The sequence below is a fragment of the Nonomuraea sp. NPDC047897 genome, assembly GCF_043204415.1.
Classification (GTDB): domain Bacteria; phylum Actinomycetota; class Actinomycetes; order Streptosporangiales; family Streptosporangiaceae; genus Nonomuraea.
Window position 1 is genome coordinate 80,247 of record NZ_JBIDCC010000009.1, and the last position, 23,206, is coordinate 103,452.

At 72.2% G+C, this 23,206-nt stretch carries 20 protein-coding genes; 13 read left to right on the top strand and 7 right to left on the bottom strand.

Going from position 1 to position 23,206, the window contains the following annotated elements; genetic code table 11:
- Nucleotides 1–91 precede the first annotated feature (91 nt).
- The 5 genes from ACGF0J_RS21145 to ACGF0J_RS21165 all read left to right on the top strand — a co-directional run bounded on the left by ACGF0J_RS21145 (nt 92) and on the right by ACGF0J_RS21165 (nt 5,713).
- Nucleotides 92–1,033, top strand: a complete 942-nt coding sequence (locus tag ACGF0J_RS21145; protein WP_393148234.1) for a carbohydrate ABC transporter permease — start codon at nt 92–94, stop codon at nt 1,031–1,033.
- Nucleotides 1,017–1,889, top strand: a complete 873-nt coding sequence (locus ACGF0J_RS21150; protein ID WP_393148236.1) for a carbohydrate ABC transporter permease — start codon at nt 1,017–1,019, stop codon at nt 1,887–1,889. Before ACGF0J_RS21145 ends, ACGF0J_RS21150 begins: the two co-directional genes overlap by 17 nt.
- Nucleotides 1,890–1,931: 42 nt before the next feature.
- Nucleotides 1,932–3,218, top strand: coding sequence for an ABC transporter substrate-binding protein (locus tag ACGF0J_RS21155; RefSeq protein ID WP_393148238.1), 1,287 nt, complete (start codon nt 1,932–1,934; stop codon nt 3,216–3,218).
- A gap of 100 nt (nt 3,219–3,318) precedes the next feature.
- Nucleotides 3,319–4,599 carry a Gfo/Idh/MocA family protein gene (locus ACGF0J_RS21160; RefSeq protein WP_393148240.1) on the top strand — a complete coding sequence of 427 codons (1,281 nt, stop codon included), beginning with the start codon at nt 3,319–3,321 and terminating at the stop codon, nt 4,597–4,599.
- On the top strand, nt 4,592–5,713 hold the full coding sequence (locus ACGF0J_RS21165) for a dienelactone hydrolase family protein (RefSeq protein WP_393148242.1): 1,122 nt from the start codon (nt 4,592–4,594) through the stop codon (nt 5,711–5,713). Before ACGF0J_RS21160 ends, ACGF0J_RS21165 begins: the two co-directional genes overlap by 8 nt.
- On the opposite strand, the gene ACGF0J_RS21170 is transcribed toward ACGF0J_RS21165, so the two are convergent.
- The 4 genes from ACGF0J_RS21170 to ACGF0J_RS21185 are packed head-to-tail and all read right to left on the bottom strand — an operon-like array spanning nt 5,703 to nt 10,425.
- Entirely contained in the window at nt 5,703–7,616 is a 1,914-nt protein-coding gene (locus tag ACGF0J_RS21170) for a DUF6807 family protein (RefSeq protein ID WP_393148244.1), read from the bottom strand. The two genes, ACGF0J_RS21165 and ACGF0J_RS21170, sit on opposite strands and share 11 nt — an antisense overlap.
- A gap of 4 nt (nt 7,617–7,620) precedes the next feature.
- Nucleotides 7,621–8,670 carry a mandelate racemase/muconate lactonizing enzyme family protein gene (locus ACGF0J_RS21175; protein ID WP_393148246.1) on the bottom strand — a complete coding sequence of 350 codons (1,050 nt, stop codon included), beginning with the start codon at nt 8,668–8,670 and terminating at the stop codon, nt 7,621–7,623.
- Nucleotides 8,660–9,541 (bottom strand): 5-dehydro-4-deoxyglucarate dehydratase, encoded by an 882-nt coding sequence (locus ACGF0J_RS21180; RefSeq protein ID WP_393148248.1) that lies wholly within the window; start codon nt 9,539–9,541, stop codon nt 8,660–8,662. Before ACGF0J_RS21180 ends, ACGF0J_RS21175 begins: the two co-directional genes overlap by 11 nt.
- Nucleotides 9,538–10,425 (bottom strand): NAD-dependent epimerase/dehydratase family protein, encoded by an 888-nt coding sequence (locus ACGF0J_RS21185; RefSeq protein WP_393148250.1) that lies wholly within the window; start codon nt 10,423–10,425, stop codon nt 9,538–9,540. Before ACGF0J_RS21185 ends, ACGF0J_RS21180 begins: the two co-directional genes overlap by 4 nt.
- A 226-nt stretch (nt 10,426–10,651) precedes the next feature.
- On the opposite strand from ACGF0J_RS21185, the gene ACGF0J_RS21190 reads away from it, so the two are divergent.
- Together ACGF0J_RS21190 and ACGF0J_RS21195 are read left to right on the top strand one after the other, a co-directional pair.
- A complete protein-coding gene (locus ACGF0J_RS21190; RefSeq protein WP_393148252.1) occupies nt 10,652–11,623 on the top strand; it encodes a LacI family DNA-binding transcriptional regulator in 972 nt (323 codons plus the stop codon).
- On the top strand, nt 11,620–12,561 hold the full coding sequence (locus tag ACGF0J_RS21195; protein ID WP_393148254.1) for an aldose epimerase family protein: 942 nt from the start codon (nt 11,620–11,622) through the stop codon (nt 12,559–12,561). The genes ACGF0J_RS21190 and ACGF0J_RS21195 overlap by 4 nt, the downstream gene beginning before the upstream one ends.
- On the opposite strand, the gene ACGF0J_RS21200 is transcribed toward ACGF0J_RS21195, so the two are convergent.
- The gene (locus ACGF0J_RS21200) at nt 12,543–15,218 is read right to left on the bottom strand and encodes a SpoIIE family protein phosphatase (RefSeq protein ID WP_393148256.1); all 2,676 of its coding nucleotides are present in this window, start codon (nt 15,216–15,218) and stop codon (nt 12,543–12,545) included. The two genes, ACGF0J_RS21195 and ACGF0J_RS21200, sit on opposite strands and share 19 nt — an antisense overlap.
- Nucleotides 15,219–15,485: 267 nt before the next feature.
- On the opposite strand from ACGF0J_RS21200, the gene ACGF0J_RS21205 reads away from it, so the two are divergent.
- The 6 genes from ACGF0J_RS21205 to ACGF0J_RS21230 all read left to right on the top strand — a co-directional run bounded on the left by ACGF0J_RS21205 (nt 15,486) and on the right by ACGF0J_RS21230 (nt 22,076).
- Entirely contained in the window at nt 15,486–18,038 is a 2,553-nt protein-coding gene (locus tag ACGF0J_RS21205; RefSeq protein WP_393148258.1) for a DNA translocase FtsK, read from the top strand.
- Nucleotides 18,039–18,116: 78 nt separating this feature from the next.
- A complete protein-coding gene (locus ACGF0J_RS21210; protein WP_393148260.1) occupies nt 18,117–18,863 on the top strand; it encodes a helix-turn-helix domain-containing protein in 747 nt (248 codons plus the stop codon).
- Nucleotides 18,864–18,909: 46 nt separating this feature from the next.
- Nucleotides 18,910–20,331, top strand: a complete 1,422-nt coding sequence (rimO, locus tag ACGF0J_RS21215) for a 30S ribosomal protein S12 methylthiotransferase RimO (RefSeq protein WP_393148262.1) — start codon at nt 18,910–18,912, stop codon at nt 20,329–20,331.
- Complete coding sequence (gene pgsA, locus ACGF0J_RS21220; RefSeq protein ID WP_393148264.1) at nt 20,328–20,900, top strand: CDP-diacylglycerol--glycerol-3-phosphate 3-phosphatidyltransferase; 573 nt, start codon at nt 20,328–20,330, stop codon at nt 20,898–20,900. The genes rimO and pgsA overlap by 4 nt, the downstream gene beginning before the upstream one ends.
- 41 nt (nt 20,901–20,941) lie before the next feature.
- Entirely contained in the window at nt 20,942–21,433 is a 492-nt protein-coding gene (locus ACGF0J_RS21225) for a CinA family protein (protein ID WP_393148266.1), read from the top strand.
- 286 nt (nt 21,434–21,719) lie between these two features.
- On the top strand, nt 21,720–22,076 hold the full coding sequence (locus tag ACGF0J_RS21230) for a helix-turn-helix domain-containing protein (protein ID WP_393148268.1): 357 nt from the start codon (nt 21,720–21,722) through the stop codon (nt 22,074–22,076).
- Here ACGF0J_RS21230 and ACGF0J_RS21235 read toward each other — a convergent pair.
- Both ACGF0J_RS21235 and ACGF0J_RS21240 read right to left on the bottom strand, forming a co-directional pair.
- Nucleotides 22,073–22,858, bottom strand: coding sequence for a DNA-formamidopyrimidine glycosylase family protein (locus ACGF0J_RS21235; RefSeq protein ID WP_393148270.1), 786 nt, complete (start codon nt 22,856–22,858; stop codon nt 22,073–22,075). The two genes, ACGF0J_RS21230 and ACGF0J_RS21235, sit on opposite strands and share 4 nt — an antisense overlap.
- Before the next feature lie 49 nt (nt 22,859–22,907).
- Nucleotides 22,908–23,201, bottom strand: coding sequence for a hypothetical protein (locus tag ACGF0J_RS21240; RefSeq protein ID WP_393148272.1), 294 nt, complete (start codon nt 23,199–23,201; stop codon nt 22,908–22,910).
- Nucleotides 23,202–23,206: the final 5 nt, after the last annotated feature.

Consider the following 23,206-nt stretch of genomic DNA (forward strand, 5'->3'; position numbering starts at 1 on the left):
AGGGTTGACGAAACTTTTCGCATCCTTATAGGAATGCGCTATCCAATCCCGCCGTGCCGGGGAGGCCCTGGAATGAGGGATGCATGAATCCATGTCTGATTCGGTTTCCGTGACGGGAGGCCGTCGTCGCGTGCCCCGCGTGAGCGTGCACCGGCGGCGTGAGGCCCGTACGGCCTACGTCTTTCTCGCGCCCTGGTTCCTGGGGCTGTTCGCCATCACCGTGGGGCCCATCCTGGCCTCGCTGTACCTGTCGTTCACCGACTTCAGCCTGCTGGAGGCGGGGACCTGGGTCGGGTTCGACAACTACACGAAGATGTTCACCGAGGACACGAGATTCATCACCTCGCTGAAGGTGACGACAATCTACGTGGTCGTGTCGGTGCCGCTGCAGCTCGCCTTCGCCCTGGGCCTCGCTCTGGCGCTGGACCGGGGGCTGCGCGGGCTGCCGTTCTACCGCTCGGTCTACTACCTGCCCTCGCTGCTCGGCGGCAGCGTGGCCATCGCCATCCTGTGGCGCAAGCTCTTCGGCGCCGACGGCCTGGTCAACTCGCTGCTGGCGGTGGTCGGCATCGACGGCCCCGGCTGGGTGTCCGACCCCGACACCGCCCTCGGCACGCTGATCCTCCTGCACGTGTGGACGTTCGGGGCCCCCATGGTCATCTTCCTCGCCGGCCTGCGGCAGATCCCGCAGAGCTACTACGAGGCCGCCTCGGTCGACGGGGCCACCCGGTGGCGCCAGTTCCGCTCGATCACCCTGCCGCTGCTGACGCCGATCATCTTCTTCAACCTCGTGCTCGAAGTGATCAAGTCGTTCCAGTCGTTCACGCAGTCGTTCATCGTGAGCGGCGGCAACGGGGGCCCCGCCGACTCCACGCTCTTCTACACGCTCTACCTCTACCTCAAGGGCTTCAAGAGCTACGAGATGGGCTACGCGGCCGCCATGGCCTGGGTCCTCCTGGTCATCATCGCCGGCCTGACCGGCGTGAATTTCCTCGCGTCGAAGTATTGGGTCTTCTATGGCGACACGAAGTGACACCTCCAGCCTGCCGTTCCTCTTCCGCCCGAGGCGGGGCGGCAGGCTGCTGAAGCACATCCTCCTCCTGGGCTTCGGCCTGCTGATGCTCTACCCGCTGCTGTGGATGGTGTCGAGCTCGTTCAAGCCGGAGGAGATCATCTTCCGCGAGCCGGGGCTGTGGCCGAGCGCGGTCACGCTGGAGAACTACGCCGAGGGCTGGACCGCGCTGAAGCACTCCTTCGGCTACTACCTGTGGAACTCGGCGGTGATCACGGCGCTGAGCGTGGTGGCCAACCTGGTCGCCTGCTCGCTGGCCGCCTACGCCTTCGCGCGGTTGAACTTTCCGCTGAAGAAGCTATGGTTCGCGATCATGTTGGGGTCGATCATGCTGCCGCACCACGTGACCGTGGTGCCGCAGTACATCGTGTTCGCCAACCTCGACTGGATCAACACGATCTGGCCGCTGATCGTGCCCAAGTTCCTGGCGACGGACGCGTTCTTCATCTTCCTCATGGTGCAGTTCATCCGCACCCTGCCGAGGGAGCTGGACGAGGCCGCCGCCATCGACGGTGCCGGATACTGGCGGGTCTTCCTGCAGGTGATCCTGCCCCTGTGCATGCCGGCGCTCGCCACGACCGGCATCTTCACCTTCATCTGGACCTGGAACGACTTCTTCAGCCAGAACCTCTACCTCACCAACAGCGACAACCTCACGGTGGCCGTCGCGCTGCGCCAGTTCCTGGACTCCAGCGGCGAGTCGTCGTGGGGCCCGATGTTCGCGATGTCGATCGTGTCGCTCGGCCCGATCTTCGGTTTCTTCCTGGCCGGCCAGAAGTACCTGATCCGCGGTGTGGCTACCACCGGTCTGAAGTAGCCCTCTTCACCCCCCGCAACCCATCCAAGAGGAGGTAGAGCTGTGAACATCGGCTCTCGCAACAAGAAGTGGACCACGGCCGTGCTCACCGCGGCCGTGATGACCGCCGCCGGCGCCTGCGGCGGCGGCAGCAGCAGCGAGGCGGGTGGCGGCGACAAAGTCAAGATCGTCTTCTCCTACTGGGGCAGCGACGCCCGGCAGAAGCTGACCGAGCAGGCCATCGCCAAGTTCGAGGAGAAGAACCCGACGATCGACGTCGAGGGCGACTTCTCCAACTGGGACAGCTACTACGAGAAGCTCGCCACCAAGATCGCCGCCAACGACGCGCCGGACGTGATGACCATCGAGATCCGCGGCCTGGCCGAGTACGCCGGCCGCGGCGCGCTGGCCGACCTGGCGGGCAAGCTCAACACCGGCGACCTCGACCAGCAGGTGCTCACCAGCGGCCAGGTCGATGGCAAGCAGTACGCCGTCCCCACCGGCGTCAACACCTTCGCCATGCTGGTCAACCCGTCCGTGCTGGAGAAGGCCAAGCAGAAGCTGCCGGACGACAAGAGCTGGACCTGGCCGCAGTGGATGGAACTGGCCAAGAAGGTCAGCGCCGACGGGGGCGGCGTGACCGGCGCCGAATACAACTACAACCCCGCCTGGCTGCAGATCTACGCGGCCCAGAAGGGCGAGAAGTTCTACGACGGCAGCAAGATCGGTGTGTCCCCGGAGACGCTGAAGGAGTGGTGGGGCATCCACCAGCAACTCGTCAAGGACAAGGCGGCACCCGAGCCGGCCAAGACCGTCGAGCTGCTCACCGCCGGTCCCGAGCAGGCCCTGCTGTCCACCAACCAGGGGGCGATGGGCATGTGGTGGAGCAACCAGCTCAACGCCGTGTCGAAGGCCTCGGGCCAGGACCTCACCCTGCTGCGCGCGCCCAAGATCGAGGGGGCGAGCAGCGGCGGCATGTTCCTGCAGCCGGCGATGTACTACACCGCCTCGTCCAAGTCGGAGCACGCCGCCGAGGCGAACAAGTTCATCGACTTCCTGGTCAACGACCCCGACGCCGCCGCCATCCTGCTGAGCGACCGCGGCCTGCCGACCAACGGCAAGGTCCTGGCCGCGGTCAAGGACAAGTTGCCGGCCGTCGACCAGAAGACGCTGGCCTTCATCGACGACATCAAGAGCGAGCTCAGCCCGATCTCCGTCCCGCCGAAGGGCGCCATGGAGATGGAGAGCATCCTCAAGCGCAACAGCGAGGAGGTCTGGTTCGGCCGGACCACCCCCGACGAAGGCGCCCAGAAGTTCCTGTCCGAGGCGAACGCCGCCCTCGCCGGCTGAGCCGCGCCACACCGACGGCCCGGCGCGACCGGGCCGAGCCAGACCCGGCTGGGGGCCGTCAGGCCCCCGGCCGGCCCATCTCGACACTCGGGGAGAGAAGTTGAGCACCAGGTACGCCTTCGTCGGCCTCGGCCACCGCGCCCAGATGTACGTGGACGCGCTGCTCGGTGACTGGAGCGACACCGGCACGATCACCGGGCTCTGCGACACCAACCGGACCCGCATGGACTACTACGTCGAGCGCATCGGCCGGGACGTGCCGTGCTTCGCCCCCGACGAGTTCGGCAAGCTGCTCGACCTGGCCGACGCCGTCGTCGTCTGCACCGTCGACGCCACCCACGCCCGGTACGTCGTCGCCGCGCTGGACGCCGGCAAGGACGTCATCGTGGAGAAGCCGCTCACGGTGGACGCCGAGAGCTGCGCCGCCATCGCCGCGGCCGCCGAACGGGCCGCGGGCAAGCTGGTGGTGACCTTCAACTACCGCTACTCGCCGCGCAACTCCGCCGTGAAGCGCCTGATCAGCGAGGGCGCCATCGGCGAGGTCACCTCGGTGCACTTCGACTGGGCGCTCGACACCATCCACGGCGCCGACTACTTCCGCCGCTGGCACCGCGACCGCGCCAACTCCGGCGGCCTGCTGGTGCACAAGTCCACCCACCACTTCGACCTGGTCAACTGGTGGCTCGACGCCGCGCCGCGGCTCGTCTTCGCCCAGACCGACCTGCGCTTCTACGGCACCGCGCGGCCCCGCGGCGAGCGTCCGGCCCGCTCCCACGGCGCCCCGGGCCTGGGCGCCGACCCGTTCCTGCTCGACATCTCCGCCGACCCGCGGCTCAAGCGGCTCTACCTGGACGCCGAGCACGAGGACGGCTACATCCGCGACCAGGACGTCTTCGCCGACGGTGTCACCATCGACGACACCATGGCGGTCCTGGTGCGCTACGCCAACCGTGCCACGCTCACCTACTCCCTGACCGCGCACGCACCGTACGAGGGCTACCGGGTGGTCTTCAACGGCACCGAGGGCCGGATCGAGCTGGAGGTGTGCGAGCGGGGCTGGACGCCGCCGCAGGCGGCGATCGACCCCAGCGCGGCCAAGAAGGAGCACGTGACCGACGCCTGGGAGAAGCTCACCCTGCACCGCCACTGGCAGCAGGCCGAGGAGGTCACCATCGAGCAGGGCTCCGGCGGCCACGGCGGCGGCGACCGGCTGCTGCTCGACGACGTCTTCCGCGGCCCCGGCGACGACCCGCTCGGCCGTCCCGCCGGCTACCGCGACGGCATCCGCAGCGTGCTCGTGGGCGTCGCGGCCAACCGCTCGGCCGCCACCGGCCTGCCCGTCACCCTCGCCGGCGACGGCACCAGCCTGGCCGATGCCTGAGCCGGCCGGGCTGCGCCACCTCGGGGAGTTCTCGGGGCTGGCCGAGCTGGCGTGGCGGCAGCGCGGCGCCTTCCCCGAGGCCGTCCCGGGGCCCGCGCTGCGGCGGGCCGCCCGGGAGGCCGTCGGGGTGCTCGACCTGGCCGCCGAGGACGTCCGCGTGGAGCGCGCCTGGACGGCCGGCGACATCAGCGGCGAGGAGCTGTCGTGGTCCGTCGGGTACGGGCCGCGCACCCGCGCCTACCTGCTCCGGCCGCGCGGCGTCGCCGGCGTGCTGCCGGGCGTGGTCGCCCTGCACTGCCACGCCGGCATGAAGTGGGCCGGCAAGGACAAGATCGCCGACGGTCCCGAGCTGCCCGCGCCCGAGGTGCTGCGGCTGCGCCGGGACCTCTACGGCGGCCGCGCCTACGCGGGCGAGCTGGCCCGGCGCGGGTTCGCCGTCCTGGTGCACGACGTGCTGGGCTGGGGCAGCCGGCGCTTCCCGCTCGACGCCATGCCGGAGCCGGTCGCCGCCCTGGCCCGGGACGAGGGCCCCGCCGGGCGCCCGTCCGGACGGCTGTCCGAGGCGGACCGGTACGACCGCGCGGCGGCGCAGCACGAGCACCTGCTGGAGAAGTACTGCACGCTGCTCGGCACGTCGCTGGCCGGCGCCGTGGCGGGCGAGGATCTGGCGGCCGCGGCCTACCTGCGCCACCGTCCCGACGTGGGGCCGGTGGGCTGCGTCGGCCTGTCGGGCGGGGGACTGCGGGCGGCGCTGCTCGGCGCGTTCGACCCGGGCGTGCGCGCCGTCGCCATCGCCGCGATGGTCTGCTCGTACCGGGACATGCTGGACCGCCACGTCACCCGGCACACCTGGATGCTCTACCCGCCGGGCCTGTCACGCGTGTGCGACTACCCCGCGCTGGTCGCCGCCCGCGCCCCGGACCCGCTCCTGGTCCTGTACGCCGAGCGGGACGAGCTGTTCCCGCCGGCCGGGATGCGGCGGGCGCACGAGACGATCGCCCGCCTCCACCCGGAAGGCGGCTACGAGGGCGTCTTCTTCGACGCCCCGCACGCCTTCGACGTGCCCATGCAGGAGCACGCCTTCGCCTGGCTGGCCGACCGGCTCAGCCGGTAGCCTCCGCCACCAGCGCCGCGACGTCGCCGGCGGGCAGCCGCCCGTCGGCGACGACCACGGTCACCTCGCGGGCCAGCACGTCCTCGAACGTCAGCGGCGTGTCCCAGGCCAGCGCGGTGCCCACCCCGGGATACTCGGCGACCCTGACGAACCACGGGTCGTCCTCCTGGGCGAACACCAGCGTCCACGCCCGCGACGACAGCGCCAGCCACGGCGCGCGCGAGCCGTGCACGCCCTGCTCGCCCTCGGCGGCAGGGGAGTACACCCGCAGTTCCGGCGATCCGGCCGGCGCCCGCCAGAAGAAGCCGCCGTACCCCGCGCCGGCCCGGCCCTTGGTGGCCGAGCTGCGCACGGTCAGCGGCGCGTCCGTGAGGTTGTGCAGCCTGAAGCCGAACCGCAGCGCCCAGCCGCGCGACAGCGCCACGGCCCGCACGGTCCGCTCCTCGCGGACCAGGGGATCCTCTCCGGGGCGCTGCCACAGCAGTGTCTCGGCGAACCCGGAGCCGTCGCGTCCGGCGAACGCCACGTGCCGCTGGACGCCGTGGTCGTCCAGCCATGCCGGTCCGTGGTCGCGGACGTAGGTGCGCCCGCCCCAGAAGTTGCGCCCGCCCAGGTCCGTGACCGCCACGCCGGCGCCCAGGTGGTGCGGGTGGTCGTCGGGCCGCACCTCGGTCACCACCGTGCCGCCCAGTGTGCGCACCGGGTGCAGGTAGGGCCGGGGCGACTCGGTGAGCGGCAGGTCGGGCCGCGTCACGTACTCGGCCACCACCTCGCTTGCCACTCCGCCCGCCGCCCCGCCCGCCACGACGAGCGGCACGGCCCAGCTCACGCCCACCTCCGAGAACAGCGCCAGCCGTTCGGCGCACGCCTCGACCACCCCGGCGATGCCCGGCAGCACCACGCCCTCACCGGAGCGGTCCTGGTGCGCCGCCGCGATCGGCAGCGGATCGGGCGCCACCCTGATCGCCTCCATGACCCGCATGAACGCCCCCGTCCTGGCGATCGGCACCAGCAGGCCGGCGCCCGAGCGGACGTGCTCGACGAGGTTGACCAGCAGGTCGGCCCGCGGGAAGCGGCGCGCCGGCTCGTCGTTCAGCCGGACCTCGTCGGTCGTGTACGTGAACCTGATCCTGCCCCGCTCGCCGTGCACGACCACGTACGGCTCGTCCCGGTCGGCCGCGCACAGCGTCACAGCCGCCACGATGGGCGTCCCGTCGGCCGTCGTCACCCGGATGGCGGACGTGTCGTCCGACTCGATCGCGTTGGCGTGGAACAGCTCCGTCTCCACCGAGACGACCGCGTCGCGCTCCTCGGCCCCGGCCACCGCCAGCGCGGTGGCCACGGCGTGTGCGAACGGGTTGGTCAGCGCACCGTCCACCACGTCCACGCCGTCCAGCCGGCGCCGGCCGGCCCAGGCGCTGCGGGTGAAGTACGACGCCGGGCGCGGCCACGATCCGACCGCCCCGATTCCGGTCACCCGGCCGATGGCCCCGGAGGCGACCAGCTCGCGCACCGCCGGGATCGCCGCCGAGGCGAGACTCTGGAATCCGACCTGGCAGGCCAGCCCCGCCTCGGCCGCGGCCCGCCGCATCCGGTCGAAGTCGGCCAGCGTGGCCGCCGTCGGCTTCTCCACCAGCACGTGCGCCCCCGCGCCGAGCGCGGCCAGGGTCAGCTCGGCGTGCGTCGGGATGGGCGTGGCCAGGATGGCGATCCGCGCCCCGGTCCGCTTGATGAGATCCGCCAGGTCCGTGGCGAACTCCGGCTCGCCCAGCCCGTCCAGCGCGCCCGGCTCCGGCGGCGACGTGTCGCAGACGCCCACGAGCTCCACCATGTCCGTCAGCCCGCGCAGCCGGTCGAGATAGTGGGCGCCGAACCCCCGGGTGCCCGCCAGCACCACACGCATGCTCCTACCTCCAATGGAGCCCGAGGCCCCGGTGCTCGCCGACGCTCAGCCGTCCGCCGGCGACGTGGACAGGGTACGGTTCGGCCAGCAGCCCGAGCGCGGCGAACGAGGCGTCCTCGACCTCCTCGGCCATGCACGGCAGCGGCAGCGTCAGCGCGAGCTGCGCCGACAGGTCGGGCAGCAGGTGCGGGTAGACCGGCACGTCGAACGCCCGGGCCAGCTCCGCGATCCGCAGGAACGGCGTGATCCCGCCCACCCGCACCACGTTGGGCTGCACGACGTCGCAGGCGCCCGCCGTCAGCAGGTCGCGGAAGCCGTAGACGGTGTAGACGTTCTCGCCGACCGCGATGGGCACGTCCACCGACCGGCGCAGCTCGACGTGCGCGGCGACGTCGTCGGCCGACAGCGGCTCCTCCAGCCAGTGCAGCCCGTACGGGGCCAGCGCGGCGACGGCGCGGCGGGCCCGGTGCAGGTCCCAGCGCTGGTTGGCGTCGATCATCAGCAGCGTGTCCGGCCCGACGACCTCGCGCACGGCCGCCACCCGTTCCACGTCCTCACGCAGGTCGGGCCGGCCCACCTTCATCTTGACCGCCGGGTGACCGGCGGCCTTCCACCGCTCGGCCTGGGCGACCAGCTCGTCCAGCGAGTAGTGCAGGTTCACGCCGCTGCCGTACACCGGCACGGAGTCCCTGCGCCGGCCGAGCACGTCGACCAGCCCGCTGTCGCCGCAGCGCAGATCCCACAGCGCCAGGTCCACGCCGGCCAGCGCCACCGTGGTGATCCCGCCGGGGCCCGCCTCGCGCAGGTGCCGCCAGAGCCGGTCCCACACCACCTCGGGGTGCGGGTCCAGCCCGATCACGGCGTCGCGGATGTCGTGCTCCAGCAGCGCCTGGACGGCCCGTGCCCCGATCTGCGGCGTCCAGGAGAACCCGGTGCCGGTCCGGCCGTCGTCCAGCGTGATCCGGACGACGACGACGTGGTTGGCGGGCACGTCAGGCCCCCACGGGCGCGGCAGGGCCGCCGTGCGGGCGCTGACCGTGAGGTCACGAATCATGGAGGATCAGCGACCGTCCGTGCTTGATCAGCGCCTCCAGCTCGGCCACGTGCTCGGCCGAGGCGTCCACCAGCGGCGGGCGCACCGGGCCCGGCTCCAGGCCGCCGAGTCGCACGCCGGCCTTGACCAGGGAGACCGCGTATCCGGGCACCTTGGAGCGGAGCCGGACCAGGGGCTCGTAGAACTCGGTCAGGAGCTGCCGGGCGCCGTTGAAGTAGGCGGTGGCGAGGTCCGGCGCGAAGGCGAACGCCGCCGACGAGTAGAGCTCCACACCGATGCCGCGGTAGGCGCCCATGGTCAGTTCGGCCGTGGGCAGGCCGTTGAAGAACTGGAATCCGTCGCCGACCTCGTGCCGCACCGCCAGCACGATGCGCTGGATGAGGTCGATGTCGCCGAGCCCGTCCTTCAGGCCGATCACGCCGGGCAGCCCGGCCAGCTGCACGACCTGCTCGGGGGTGAGCACCACCGAACCGCGCATGTAGACGATGACCGGCAGGACCTCGGCGATCGCCCGTACGTAGGCGACGAACCCGTCGTGCGGGCCCTTGGCCAGGTAGGGCGGCATCAGCAGCAGCCCGTCGGCGCCCGCCTCGCGGGCGGCGCGCGCCTGGCGCAGCGCCGAGCCGAGCGGGCCGCCCGCTCCGGCCAGCACCGGGACGGAGCCTGCGGCCGTCCGCACGGCCACCTTGACCGCGCGCCGGTGCTCGTCCTCCGACAGGGCCGAGAACTCGCCCGTGCCGCAGGCCACGAACACCCCGCCGGGCCGGTGCGCCAGCCCGCGCCCGATGTGCTCGGCCAGCACGTCCTCGGCCAGCCCGCCGTCGGGGCCGTACGGTGTTATCGGGAAGAAGAGGATCCCGCTGAGGTTCATCCGATCTCCAGTTCGCTTCGCCAGTCGCGCTTGGCCGTCCAGCCGAGCATCCGCTCCGCCTTGGCGGAGCTGAAGGCCGGCGCGGTGCCGGTGAGGGCCGCGGCGGTCGCCGCGGTGGCGGGATTGACGGCGGGCAGCAGCTCCGCCAGGGGCTCGCGGGCCAGCGCGTCGGCGGCGCCGGCGAAGAACACCTCGCCGTTGGGCAGGTCCCACAGCCGGTCGACGAGCACGCCGATCATGTCGGAGGCGTCCCTGGCGTCGATGTAGTTGAACAGGGAGACACCCGCGATCTCGGGCCGGTCCAGCCGCTCGGCGATGGTGTGGCCCGACTGTGTGGGAGCTCCGGCCCACTCCTCGGGGGCGACGACGAAGCACGGCCGTACGGCCGCGAATCTCGTCCCGGGGTTGCGCGCGAACGCCGCCATCGTCTGCTCGGCCACGAGCTTCGACAGGCTGTAGGCGTTCCAGGGCTCGGCGGGGTGGTCCTCGTCGATCGGCAGGTAGCGGGGCCGCCAGCCGTGCGGCGCGCCGTAGCCGATGACCGTCGGGCTGCTCGCCACGACGACCCTGCCCACCCCGGTGTGGGTCGCCGCCTCGCACACGTTGAAGGCGAGCTGGGTGTTGGTGCGGAAGATGTGGCCCTCGGTCCGGCTGAACGGGGTCGCGATCGCGGCCAGGTGCACCACCACGTCGGGGCGGAAGTGCGCCATGACGTCGTAGGCCTCGCCGAGGTTCGTCAGGTCGGCCGGCAGCGTGTGCGCGGCCGCAGCGGGGGTGCCGGGCACCACGTCGACGCCGATCACCTCGTGCCCCGCCTGTGCCAGTGCGGTGACCACGCTGCGCCCGAGCCGGCCGGCGCTCCCGGTCACCAGTGTTCGCGTCATCGGATCTTTCACTACTCCTGGGGGTCGGGTTCGGCAACCGGTTGCAAAAAGTATTGAGGTTCCGTTCCGGCAACGTCAAGCCGTGGTCGTCCGGCATGAGGCATCCATGACCGAACTGATGAGGGATAGGCTGTGCATCGCGACGGGCGCGGCCCCCGTGCCGGTTCGTTGACAGCGATACAAACGCTTGCACTAAAGTACAAGCCATGGTCGGAGGAGGCCCAGCGTGGCGGTGACGATTCGCGACGTGGCCCGGGCGTCCGGTGTGCACGTCTCCACGGTGTCGCGGGCGTTCTCCGCGCCCCACCTGGTCAACCCCGAGACCCGCACCCGCGTCCTCGCCGTCGCCGACGACCTCGGCTACCGCCCCAACCGGGCCGCCCGGGCGCTCACCACCGGCCGCACCCACAATCTCGGCCTCATCGTCGCCGACATCTCCAACCCGTTCTTCCCGCCGCTGATCAAGGCCGCGCAGGAGCAGGCCAGGCTGCGCGACTACCACGTCTTCGTCGCCGACACCGACGAGGACCCCAAGGTCGAGGAAGATCTGATCCAGACCCTCACCAAGCAGGTCGACGGCGTCCTCCTGTGCAGCCCCCGCCTCACCAACCGCACCATCGAACGGCTCCGCGAGGAGGTGCCGTTCGTCCTGGTCAACCGCAGGGTCAAGGGCATGGCCACGGTCCTGATGGACGTGGCGCGCGGCGCCCGGCTCGCCTTCGGCCACCTCACCGCGCTCGGCCACCGCAGGCTCGCCCTGGTGACCGGGCCCAGCGGTTCGTGGACCAGCAGGGAGATGCAGGAGGCCGCCGCCGCCACGCACGAGGTCGACGTCGTCTTCCTCGGCCCCAACCAGCCCACCGAGCTGGGCGGCCTGGCCGCCGCCGCCGACGTGATCGCCTCCGGCGCGACCGGCGTCCTCGCCTACAACGACCTCGTCGCCATCGGCCTCATCGAAGGGCTCGCCGAGCGGGGCGTGGACGTGCCGGGCGACATCAGCGTCATCGGCGTCGACGACATCGTGGCCGGCCGGTTGAGCCGCCCCAAGCTGACCACCGTCGCCATGCCCACCGCCGCCGCCGGGCGCATCGCCGTCGACATGCTGCTGCAGTCGGTCGACTCGCAGGCGGCCACGGGTGTCACGATGCTGGAGACCACCCTGATCGTCCGCGAGTCCACGGGAGAGGCACGCACATGATGTTCGGAACGTTGCCGTCGGGGGAGCGCGTCGAGCGCTTCGAGCTGTCCTCCGGGCGGCTGCGTGCGGCCGTGCTCAGTTACGGCGCCGTGCTCCAGTCGCTGGAGGTGTCCGGCGTGAACGTGGTGCTCGGCCTGGACACGCTGGACGACTACCGCACGCGCAGCCGCTACTTCGGCGCGGTCGTCGGCAGATACGGCAACCGCATCGCCGGCGGCGCCTTCACCCTCGACGGCGTCACCTACACCCTGCCGCTCAACAACGGCCCCAACAGCCTGCACGGCGGCGTCGAGGGCTTCGACAGCAAGGCCTGGACCGTCGAGGACGCCGGCGACTCCTCCGTCACCCTCAGCCTGACCAGCCCCGACGGCGACCAGGGCTACCCCGGCACGCTGCGCGCGACGGTCACCTACACCCTCGACGGCGACGCCCTGCGGCTCGACTACACCGCCGAGACCGACGCGCCGACCGTGCTCAACCTGACCAACCACTCCTACTTCAACCTCGCCGGCGGCGGCGACGTGCTCGGCCACGTGGTGCGGATGGACGCCGGGCACTACCTGCCCGTCGACGACGACAAGATCCCGACCGGTGAACTGGCCGAGGTCGGCGGCACGCCGTTCGACTTCACCACGCCGCACGCCATCGGCGCCCGCTACGACGGCGCCTACGACCACTGCTTCGTCCTCGACGGCGGCATCACGGTGACCGAGCCCGGCAGCGGGCGCACCATGGAGGTCACCACCAGCGAGCCGGGCGTGCAGTTCTACGCGGGCGGCATGCTCGACGGCGCCGCCACGCCGTACGGGCCGCACGCCGGGTTCTGCCTGGAGACCCAGCACTTCCCCGACTCGCCCAACCAGCCGCACTTCCCGTCCACGGTGCTGCGCCCGGGCGAGCGCTACACCTCCACCACCACCTACCGATTCCCCGCCTGACCGCCGCCGTTCGGCGGCGGGTCGGCCGGCGCGGCGCCCGCCCGCGCCGCCGTCAGGGCCGTCGCCTTCAGCACCAGCAGCGCCACGTCGTCCCGCGACGGCTCGGCGGCGAACTCCTCGACCGCCTGCCGCACCCGTTCGGCGACGGCGTGGGCGCTCAGCCCCGCGCATCCCGCCAGCAGCCGCGCCAGGCCGTCGTCGTCGTCCAGCAGCAGGCCTCCCGAGCGGCGTTCCGTCACCCCGTCGGTGACGCACAGCAGCACCTCGCCGGGCGCCAGCTCGAACGTCTCGGCGAAGAACCGCACGTCCTGTTCGATACCGAGCAGCAACTGCGGCGTCGCCACCGCCCGCACCGTGCCGTCGGCCCGCAGCAGCAACGGCGGCGGATGCCCGGCACACGCCACCGTGCACAGCGCCCCGCCGTGCGGCAGCGGCGCCAGCTCGCCGCACAGCAGGCTCAGGAACCGGCCCTCCTCGCCGTCCTCCAGCAGCGTCCGGTTGAGCCGGTGCAGGATGTCGGCCACCGTGTAGCGCTCCTTGGCCAGCAGCCGCACGGCGTGACGGGCCAGCCCCGTCGCCGCCGCGGCCTCCGGCCCCGAACCGCACACGTCGCCCAGCGCGAAGCACCAGTGGTCGCCCACCACGAACAGGTCGTAGAAGTCGCCGCCCACGTCGGCGCCCTCCTCGGCCGGCTGGTAGACGACCGCCGACTCCACCCCCGGCATGCTCGCCACGCCCCCCGGCAGCAGGCCGCGCTGCAACGCCCGCGACGTGGTGGCCTGGCGCGCGTACAGCATCGCCGTGTGCAGGTTGAGCGCCACCAGGCGGCACAGGTCGGTCAGCAGGCCGGCCAGCTCCAGCGGCAGGGTGGGCTCCACCCTGCCGATCACCAGCGCCCCGTAGGACCGGCCCTGCGTCAGCAGCGGGAACGACAGCACGGTCTCCTGCCCGATCGGCCACGCCGCCCCCTGCCCGCCGGAGCCGGGGGCCTGCTCGCGGCCGGGCGCGGTCGTGCCGGACGAGACCGGGCGGGCGGCCGGGATGGCCGGGAGGGAGTGGCGCAGGTCGGCGTTGAGCCGCTCGTCGCTGTGCCAGACGTGGGCGAGCCGGGTCATGCCCGCGAGGTCGGTGAGGTAGACCGCCGCCCAGGTGGCGATCTTGGGTACCACGAGCTGGGCGGTCAGGGCGGCGATCACCTCCTCGTCACGCGCGCCCGCCAGCAGCTCGCCGGCCTCCGCGAGGAACGACAGCCGCCCGTGCCGGGCCCGCTCCCGCTCGGCCGCCCGCTCCCGGTGCACGGTCGCGGCCACCTGGCCGGCGATGTGTCCCAGCACCTCCGCCAGCTCGTCGTCGAACCGGAACGGCTCCGCCGCCGTCACCACCAGGTGGCCGATCACCTCCTCCGCCACCACGAGCGGGGCACCCGCCAGCGATCTGGCCCGCAACCGCTGCGCCAGCTCCACGTCCACCGCCAGCACGTCGCCCACGACCACCGGCGAGCGGTGATCGGTGCCGAACACCCCGGTGCTGAGCACGCCGACCAGCCCGGCCGTCGCCCCGGCCCCCGCCGCCACCCCGAACCCCCTGCCGCCCTGCCCGGCCCGGGATCCCTTCCGGTCCGGCCCGCGCCCGTCGGCCTCGGGCCCGGCGCCGCCCCTCGCGTCCGTTGGCAAGCGGTTGTCGCCGTCGCGCAACAGAACGTAGGAGGCGTCGCCCCCGCCGGCGGCGTGGACGATCTGGGCGACGGTGTCGAGCAGCTCCGCGAGGGGACGATCGTGACCGAGGACCTCCTTGATCCGGCCGGCCGTCTCGCGGCGGAGCGGCGCCGCCGGGGTGGAGAGGACGTAACGGTGCTCCTGGGGCACCACCATCCAGACCGAGCAGCCCTTGCGGGCGCGCACGTGCGATACGTAGACCGGCACCGAACGGCCGTCGGCGTGCCGCATCCACGCCTCGCCGCGCCAGCGCCCCAGCCGCGACGGGTCGAGGGCGGACGGCCCGCCCGCGAACGCCTCGACCGGCGGCGGGCCGTCCGGTGCGGGGGAGAGGGACCCGGTGCCGTCGCGGGCCGGCCGGCCGGCGACCTCGCGGGCCGGGAGAGCGGTGCGCTCGCGGGCCAGGAGACCGGACAGGGGGCGGCCCGTCACCTGCTCCGGCGGCCAGCCGAGCAGGGCCCGCGCCTCCGGGCTCCAGGAGAGCACCCGCCCGTCCGGCCCCGCCACGACGACGCCCACGTGCAGCGTCTCCAGCGGCGCGGCCGGCTCCGGCTCCGCGGCGTCCACGTCGTCGGGCAGCTCCAGGCGCACCCACACCCGCTTGCGGGTGCCGCTGTAGGTCACGCCCCAGCCGTCGGCGAGCATGCCCGCCAGGGTGAGGCCGCGCCCGGGCTCGGCGACCGTCAGCGCCGGACGCCGGTCGCCGACCTCGATCTCCAGCGCGGGCGGATCGGCGTGCGGGACGAGACGGCAGGTCAGCTCGACGGCGGTGCCCGCGTGCACCACCGCGTTGGTGACGAGCTCGCTGGTCAGCAGCACGGCGTCGTCGGCCAGGTGGCCGAGGCGCCAGTCGGCCAGCACCCGGCGGACGAACCTCCGGGCGGCGGCCGGAGCGTGCGGGGTGCCGTCGAAGGCCCTGCTCGACACGCGGGTCGGATCCACTGTGCGTCCTAGAAACATCACTCGGCGTCGTACTGCGGTTACTCTCAGGGTGGCAGAACGTGACCGCGCGGCACCCCCTGGTTGCCGAGAAGAGCCGAGCTGGAGCCCCCGGTCTCGCGACGCCGGCCACGAACGGCTGACGACGCCGGTGGCGGCACCGGCGGCGGCACGGGTGACGGCACGGGTGACGGCACGGGGCGACGATATCGGCGACGACACCGGCGAGCCTGAGTGCGTCCGTCGTGTCTCCGACGTACCTTTGGCATCATGGCCACCCGTACGCCGAAAAGCGCACCGAAGGGGCCGGCGAAGCGGTCGGCCTCGTCTCGCACGACCTCCGCCAGGCGGGGATCCGCGTCACCGGCGCGCCCGAGGGCCAAGGGGCCGGCCAGGGGCTCCACGACGTCCCGCAAGCCCGGCCTGACCCACCAGGACCCGATCAGCTGGGTGTTCACCATGATCGGCAAGCTGGTCGTGGGGCTGTGGATGCTGCTCGCCGGCGGCGTCGGCAGCATGGCGCGGGCGCTCGGCAAGAACGCCCGCGAGCTCGACCCCGCCCACCGGCGCGACGGCGTGGGCCTGACCGTGCTCGCCGGCGCGATCGTGCTGGCCGCGATGACCTGGCGCGCCTCCGAAGGCGCCGTCGCCACCGTGGTCAACACCGTGGTGCGCGGCGTGTTCGGCTCGCTGGCGTGGGCGCTGCCGCTGCTGCTCGGGCTGCTGGCCTGGCGCTACCTGCGCCACCCCGACCAGAACGCCGACACCGGCCGCATGTCGATCGGCTGGAGCGCGCTGCTCGTCGGCGTGCTCGGCGTGATCCACGTGGCCAACGACGTGCCCTACCCCAACCCCGCCGGCACCGCCAACGACGGCATGGACCGGGTGTCGCAGGCGGGCGGCCTGGTCGGGTTCATCGTCTCGGCGCCGCCGATGAGCATCCTGCCGTCGTGGATCACGATCCCGCTGCTGCTCCTGCTGTCCGGGTTCGGCGTGCTGGTGATCACCGCGACGCCGGTGCACCGGATCCCCGAACGGCTGGCCGAGCTCAGGCACATGCTCTTCGAACGGCACGCGCCCGGGGGCGAGTCGGGGCAGCAGCCGGCCAGGAAGCGGTCCCGGCCGAAGAAGCAGTCCGATCCGGAGCCGGGCGACCTGGTCAAGCCGTACGACACGCCGGTGCTGGCCGACCAGGACAAGCGCGACGGGCACTCGCCGGAGATCGTGCCCGGCCTCGTCGAGGGGGAGCCGGAGCCGCAGCCTCCCGCGCCGGCGCAGCGCAGGGTGGAGACCCCGGAGCCGCCCGAGCCGACGCCCGCGCCCCGCAAGGTCGAGCAGCTCGTGCTGTCGCCGCAGGCGGGCCCCTACAGCCTGCCCGACCTGCAGCTGCTCAAGCCCGGCAGCGCGCCCAAGCCGCAGACCAAGGCCAACACGGTCGTGGTCAACGCGCTGACCAGCGTGCTGGAGCAGTTCGCCATCGACGCCCAGGTGATCGGGTTCACCCGCGGACCGACCGTGACCCGCTACGAGATCGAGCTCGGCCCGGCGGTCAAGGTGGAGAAGGTCACGGCCCTCACCAAGAACATCGCCTACGCCGTCAAGTCCGCCGACGTGCGCATCCTGTCGCCGATCCCCGGCAAGTCGGCCATCGGCGTGGAGATCCCCAACGCCGACAAGGACCTCGTGGCGCTGGGCGACGTGCTGCGGGCGCAGGTCGCGCAGGCCGACCACCACCCGATGATCGTGGGGCTCGGCAAGGACGTCGAGGGCCGCACCATCGTCGCCAACCTCGCCAAGATGCCCCACCTGCTCATCGCGGGCGCGACGGGCGCGGGCAAGTCGGTCTGCGTCAACGGCCTCATCACCTCGATCCTCATGCGGGCCACGCCCGACGAGGTGCGGATGGTCCTGGTCGACCCCAAACGCGTGGAGCTGTCGGTCTACGAGGGCATCCCGCACCTGATCACCCCCATCATCACCAACCCCAAGAAGGCGGCCGAGGCCCTCGAATGGGTGGTGGGCGAGATGGACCGCCGCTACGACGACCTGGCGGCCAGCGGGTTCAGGCACGTCGACGAGTTCAACAAGGCCGTGCGGGCCGGCAAGCTCCAGCCGCCGCCGGGCAGCGAGCGGGTCTACCAGCCCTACCCGTACCTGCTCGTGATCGTGGACGAGCTGGCCGACCTCATGATGGTCGCGCCGCGCGACGTCGAGGACTCGATCGTGCGCATCACGCAGCTCGCCCGCGCCGCCGGCATCCACCTCGTCATCGCCACCCAGCGGCCCAGCGTGGACGTCGTCACCGGGCTCATCAAGGCCAACGTGCCGTCCCGGCTGGCGTTCGCCGTCTCCTCGCTCACCGACTCGCGGGTCATCCTCGACCAGCCCGGCGCCGACAAGCTGGTCGGCCAGGGCGACGCGCTGTTCCTGCCGATGGGCGCCAGCAAGCCCATCCGCATCCAGAACGCGTTCGTCTCGGAGAAGGAGATCACCGAGATCGTCACGCACTGCAAGACGCAGATGCAGGCCGAGTACCGGCCCGATGTGACGGCGGCGGCCACCACCAAGCGGGAGATCGACGAGGACATCGGCGACGACCTCGACCTGCTCGTCCAGGCGGCCGAGCTGATCGTGACGACCCAGTTCGGCTCCACCTCGATGCTGCAGCGCAAGCTGCGGGTCGGCTTCGCCAAGGCGGGGCGGCTGATGGACCTGCTGGAGAGTCGCGAGGTGGTCGGCCCCAGCGAGGGGTCCAAGGCCCGCGAGGTGCTCGTGAAGCCCGACGACCTGGCTGCTCTGCTGGCCGACTTGCGTGGCGAATGACCCCGATGCACCCCTGCCCGATGATTACTGGTTGAATATGACTAACTACGCATCGTCGGGGGCTGGGAGGCGCGTGTCGTGGAGGAGCAGAGCATAGGGGCCAGGCTGGCGGCGGCCAGGGCGGTGGCGGGGATGACGGTCGCGCAGCTGAGCGCCGCCACCCGCATCCGCGAGGCCATCATCTACGCGATCGAGCGTGACGACTTCTCGCAGTGCGGGGGCGACTTCTACGAACGCGGGCACGTCAAGGCGCTCGCCCGGGCCGTCGGCCTCGATCCCGAGGCGATGGTCCACCTCTACGACGAGCAGCACGGCGGGGCGCCCGCTCCCGTGCGGGCCGCCGCGGTGTTCCAGGCCGACCGCCGGATCAGGCTGGCCGAGCGGCGCGGTCCCAACTGGACCACCGCGCTCGGCGTGGCGCTGGCCATCGTCGTCGTCTTCGGGGTGGCCCGGGTGATGGGCGGCGAGCCGGAGAAGGTGCGCTCGGCCGGGGTCCAGGTGTCGGTCACGCCCTCGGCGCCCGCCGCCCAGGGCGCGGGCCGCGGCAGACCGGCCGCGGCGGTCAAGGGCCAGGTCGTCGTCAAGGCCAACGCCGAGCGCTCCTCCTACGTCGACGTCCGCGACGCCGAGGGCCGACGGATCTTCGCCGGCACGCTGGCGGCGGGCAAGACCGTGACCTGGCGGGCCAAGAAGCGGATCAATCTGCTTCTCGGCGACGGCGGCGCCGTGACGCTGCAGGTCAACGGTAAGGACCTCGGTCATCCGGGCACGAGCGGAGAGGCGGTGCGGCGCTCCTTCGGGCCGCCCAAGTCACGAGCCCGGTAGCCGGTGCATCGGGCGGTGGCCAACTCCCGATACCGTAGTGTTCACCATGTCATCCCGCCGAACCGCATCGCTGATCACACTGGGCTGCGCCCGCAACGAGGTCGACTCCGAGGAGCTGGCCGCGCGACTCGAGGCTGCCGGTTGGCAGCTCGGCGACGACGACCCCGACGTCGTCGTCGTCAACACGTGCGGCTTCATCGACTCGGCGAAGAAGGACTCCATCGACACCCTGCTCGCCGCGGCCGACTCCGGCGCCAAGGTGGTCGCCGCCGGCTGCATGGCCGAGCGCTACGGCAACGAGCTGGCCGAGGCGCTGCCCGAGGCCAGCGCGGTGATCTCCTTCGACGACTACGCCGAGATCGGGGGCCGTCTCGACGACGTGCTCGCGGGCCGGCCGCTCGTGCCGCACACGCCACGTGACCGCCGCACCCTGCTGCCCATCTCGCCGGTGGATCGTGCCAGCGTCCCCAAGACGGCCATCCCCGGCCACGGTGATCTGCCCGCCGATCTGCCCGCCGGCCTCGCGCCCGCGAGCGGCCCGCGCGTGCTGCGCAAGCGGCTCGACGAGAGTCCCGTGGCCTCGCTCAAGCTGGCCTCCGGCTGCGACCGCCGCTGCACGTTCTGCGCCATCCCGGCCTTCCGCGGCGCCTACGTCTCACGCGACCCCGACGAGCTGGTGGCCGAGGCCGACTGGCTGGCCCACCGCGGCGTCCGCGAGCTGGTCCTGGTGAGCGAGAACTCCACCTCCTACGGCAAGGATCTCGGCGACCTCAGGGCGCTGGAGAAGCTGCTGCCCCGGCTGGCCGGGGTCGACGGCATCGAGCGGGTACGGGTCAGCTACCTCCAGCCGGCCGAGCTGCGGCCCGGGCTGATCGACGTGATCGCGGGCACCGAGGGCGTCGTCCCCTACTTCGACCTGTCCTTCCAGCACGCCAGCGGCACCGTGCTGCGCAGGATGCGCCGTTTCGGCGACCCGCGGCGCTTCCTCGGGCTGCTGGAGTCGATCCGCGAGCGCGCCCCCGAGGCGGGGGTGCGCTCCAACTTCATCGTGGGCTTCCCCGGGGAGACCGAGGAGGAGTTCGGCGAGCTTGTCGGCTTCCTGGAGCAGGCCAGGCTCGACGTGATCGGCGTGTTCGGCTACTCCGACGAGGACGGCACCGAGGCGGCCGGCTTCACCGGCAAGCTCGACCAGGAGGTGGTCGACGAGCGCGTGCGCGTCCTGACGGAGCTGGCCGAGGAGCTCACCGCGCAGCGGGCCGAGGAGCGCATCGGCACCGAGGTGGACGTGCTCATCGACGACGACCTGGGCGACGGCGGCTACGAGGGGCGGGCCGCCCACCAGGGTCCCGAGGTCGACGGGTCCGTCACGGTCCAGGGCATCGGCCTGGTGCGGGGCCAGATCGTGCGCGCGGTCGTGGTCGACGCCGAGGGGGTCGACCTGATCGCGCGCATCAAGGCCGGTCCATGACCAGGGACGAGCGCCGCGTGGTGAGCCCGTGGAACATCGCCAACATCCTCACGGTTCTCCGGTTGGCGCTCGTCCCCTTCTTCGTCGTGTGCCTCTTCCTGCCGGGCACGGGCTGGCGTCTGGGCGCGCTGGCGGTGTTCGCGGTGGCGTCGATCACCGACCATCTCGACGGTGAGCTGGCCCGGCGCTACGGGCTCATCACCGACTTCGGCAAGATCGCCGACCCGATCGCCGACAAGGCGCTCACCGGCGCGGCCCTGGTGTCGCTGTCGGTCCTCGGCGAGCTGCCGTGGTGGGTGACGCTGGTGATCCTGGGCCGTGAGCTGGGCATCACGGTGCTGCGGTTCGTGCTGATCCGGAGGGCCGTCATCCCCGCCAGCTATGGCGGCAAGGTCAAGACGGTGCTGCAGATCGCGGCCATCGTCCTCTACATCCTTCCGGTGGGCTACGACCCGCTCAGCTGGACCGTGATGGGCGCCGCCCTCGTGGTGACCGTGGCCACGGGCGTCGACTACGTGGTGCGCGCCGTCAAGCTGCGCCAGGTGGCACGGCGGGCGCGCGGGGAGTAGGACACATCCCACACATGTCCGGCACCAGGGGAGGCAACGGCATGGCGGCAGCGGATGAGGCGATCTCCTTGCTGGTCGGACGGTCGGCGACGGTGGCCGTGGCCGAGTCGTTGACGGGCGGGCTGATCGGCGCGACGTTCACCTCGGTGCCGGGAGCGTCGAAGGCGTTCCGGGGCGGGGTGATCTCCTACGCCACGGACCTCAAGCACGCGCTGCTGGCCGTGCCCGACGAGCTGCTGCGGCGTGAGGGGGCGGTGCACCCGCAGGTCGCGGCGGCGATGGCGGCGGGCGTGGCGCGGCTGTGCGAGGCGACGTACGGGCTCGCCGTGACGGGGGTGGCGGGGCCGGAGCCGCAGGACGGCCGGCCGGTGGGCACCGTGCACGTCGCGGTGAGCGGTCCCGGCGGGGAAATATGGTCCCGCGATCTGAGACTTCAGGGGTCGCGTGAACGTATCCGGGTAAAGACGGTGGACGAGGCAGTCGATCTCCTGACACGTGTGCTCAAGACGAATAAGAGGGAACATTCCGGGTGATTACCGTGTTACGTCCCGAGCGAACATGCCAGGCACGGTCTGACGCGGTGTCGGTGGATGCGGGTACGGTGGAGCTGTGAGTGAGGTCCGTGAGCCAACTGCAAGCAGCGAGCGCCCGGCAGGCGGGCCTGATGTGTCGCGCGACGAGCCACGTGTTGCGGACCATGGGCGGCGGCGCCCGATGATGACGGCGAGGAGCATGTACGAAGCCAAGAAGAAGGACGGGCGGCACGACCCGATCGCGCGGGGCGTGGTGAAGACATCCACGCCGGGGAGGGAGCGACAGATGATTTTGCTGCGTCAGCTGCTCGGTGACGTGCTGAGGCGGTTGCGCGTGCGGCAGGGGCGCACTCTCCGTGAGGTGTCCACGTTGGCGCGTGTCTCACTCGGTTACCTGTCCGAGGTGGAGCGTGGCCAGAAGGAGGCGTCCTCCGAGTTGCTGGCATCCATCTGTGGTGCTCTCGGGGTGCCGCTCTCGCAGGTGCTGCGCGAGGTCTCCGACCAGTTCGCGCTGGCAGAGCTGCAGGCCGCTCCCGTGCTCGCCGACGTGCCGGAGCACGAGCGTCTCCCGCTGGCCGAGTCGGTGCCGGGCTCGATTTCCGACACGGTCTTCCCCGAGGTCAAGGACATGGTGGCTGCCTAAGGCGGTTGGCAGCCCGGGCACCACAGGACCAGCCGTTCCTGTGCCTGCGCCCCCATCTCCCCTCGCCTGATGCGCGCCCCGCATCGGCGACACGGCCGGCCTGCCCTGCCGTAGACCCAGGTCTGCGCGGCCGGACGGCGGTCTCCCGTGGTCACGGTGCCCGCGCGGGCCTTGTTGGCGTCCAGCAGCCGGTGCGCCAGCGTCACGATCCCTTCCACGTCCGCGATGTCCCCGACCGCGCGCCACGGCCAGACGCCGCGCAGAAACAGCGTCTCGGCGCGATAGATGGTGCCGATCCCGGCCAGGTTGCGCTGGTCGAGCAGCGCCTCCCCGATCGTCCTGGCGGGGTCCTCCCGCAGCCGGCGCACGGCCTCGGCCGGATCCCAGTCGGCGCCCAGCAGGTCGGGGCCGAGGTGGCCCACGACGCGTGACTCGTCGGCGGTCCTCAGCAGGTCGACCATGCCCAGGCTGATGCCCACCGCCTCCCATTCGGAGTTGGCCAGCACCAGCCGGACCGTGTCACCCGCGCCGCCACGCGGGCCGCGCCCGGCGGGCGTGACGCGCCACCTTCCGTCCATGCGCAGGTGCGTGTGCACGGTCAGGCCGCCCTCCACCCGCGTCAGCAGGTGCTTGCCCCGCGAGACCGTCGTCAGGACGGTCCGGCCGGTCAGGTCGGCGGTGGCGTGGCGGGGCACCCGGAAGTCGGAGCGCGTCAGCACCCGCCCGTCCAGTGCCTCCCGCAGGCGCGCGGCGGTGCGGTAGACGGCGTCTCCTTCGGGCATGCGTCCAGTCTAGGAACTGCCCGCGCCGCGACCCGCGGGGCGGAGGAGATCAGCCGGCGGGCCGGTCGGAACTGGCGGCGACCCACTCGTCCACCAGGGATGTGAGCTGGTCGAGGGCGGTCTCGACGCGCTCGCGGTCGGCCCGCAGCCGGGGCACGTGGCCCACCAGTCGGCCGCCCGCCGCAAGTCCCTCGATCTCCAGGACGAGGCGGGCGATCGGCAGGTTCTCCTCGCGGAGCTGCCAGTCCCACGTCCGGCGGATGATCGCGCCCACGCTGCCGGAGCCGTCCCAGCCGGGCAGCGCCCGCAGCCAGGCGCGGTGCCGCTCGTCCAGGCGGTCCATGGTGG

Bases quoted from the DNA above. Each gene is read 5' to 3' on its own strand.
- ACGF0J_RS21145 (WP_393148234.1), top strand. From the start codon at position 92: ATGTCTGATTCGGTTTCCGTGACGGGAGGCCGTCGTCGCGTGCCCCGC.
- ACGF0J_RS21150 (WP_393148236.1), top strand. From the start codon at position 1,017: ATGGCGACACGAAGTGACACCTCCAGCCTGCCGTTCCTCTTCCGCCCG.
- ACGF0J_RS21165 (WP_393148242.1), top strand. From the start codon at position 4,592: ATGCCTGAGCCGGCCGGGCTGCGCCACCTCGGGGAGTTCTCGGGGCTG.
- ACGF0J_RS21170 (WP_393148244.1), bottom strand. From the start codon at position 7,616: ATGCGTGTGGTGCTGGCGGGCACCCGGGGGTTCGGCGCCCACTATCTC.
- ACGF0J_RS21175 (WP_393148246.1), bottom strand. From the start codon at position 8,670: ATGATTCGTGACCTCACGGTCAGCGCCCGCACGGCGGCCCTGCCGCGC.
- ACGF0J_RS21180 (WP_393148248.1), bottom strand. From the start codon at position 9,541: ATGAACCTCAGCGGGATCCTCTTCTTCCCGATAACACCGTACGGCCCC.
- ACGF0J_RS21185 (WP_393148250.1), bottom strand. From the start codon at position 10,425: ATGACGCGAACACTGGTGACCGGGAGCGCCGGCCGGCTCGGGCGCAGC.
- ACGF0J_RS21195 (WP_393148254.1), top strand. From the start codon at position 11,620: ATGATGTTCGGAACGTTGCCGTCGGGGGAGCGCGTCGAGCGCTTCGAG.
- ACGF0J_RS21205 (WP_393148258.1), top strand. From the start codon at position 15,486: ATGGCCACCCGTACGCCGAAAAGCGCACCGAAGGGGCCGGCGAAGCGG.
- rimO (WP_393148262.1), top strand. From the start codon at position 18,910: ATGTCATCCCGCCGAACCGCATCGCTGATCACACTGGGCTGCGCCCGC.
- pgsA (WP_393148264.1), top strand. From the start codon at position 20,328: ATGACCAGGGACGAGCGCCGCGTGGTGAGCCCGTGGAACATCGCCAAC.
- ACGF0J_RS21225 (WP_393148266.1), top strand. From the start codon at position 20,942: ATGGCGGCAGCGGATGAGGCGATCTCCTTGCTGGTCGGACGGTCGGCG.
- ACGF0J_RS21230 (WP_393148268.1), top strand. From the start codon at position 21,720: ATGATTTTGCTGCGTCAGCTGCTCGGTGACGTGCTGAGGCGGTTGCGC.
- ACGF0J_RS21235 (WP_393148270.1), bottom strand. From the start codon at position 22,858: ATGCCCGAAGGAGACGCCGTCTACCGCACCGCCGCGCGCCTGCGGGAG.
- ACGF0J_RS21240 (WP_393148272.1), bottom strand. From the start codon at position 23,201: ATGGACCGCCTGGACGAGCGGCACCGCGCCTGGCTGCGGGCGCTGCCC.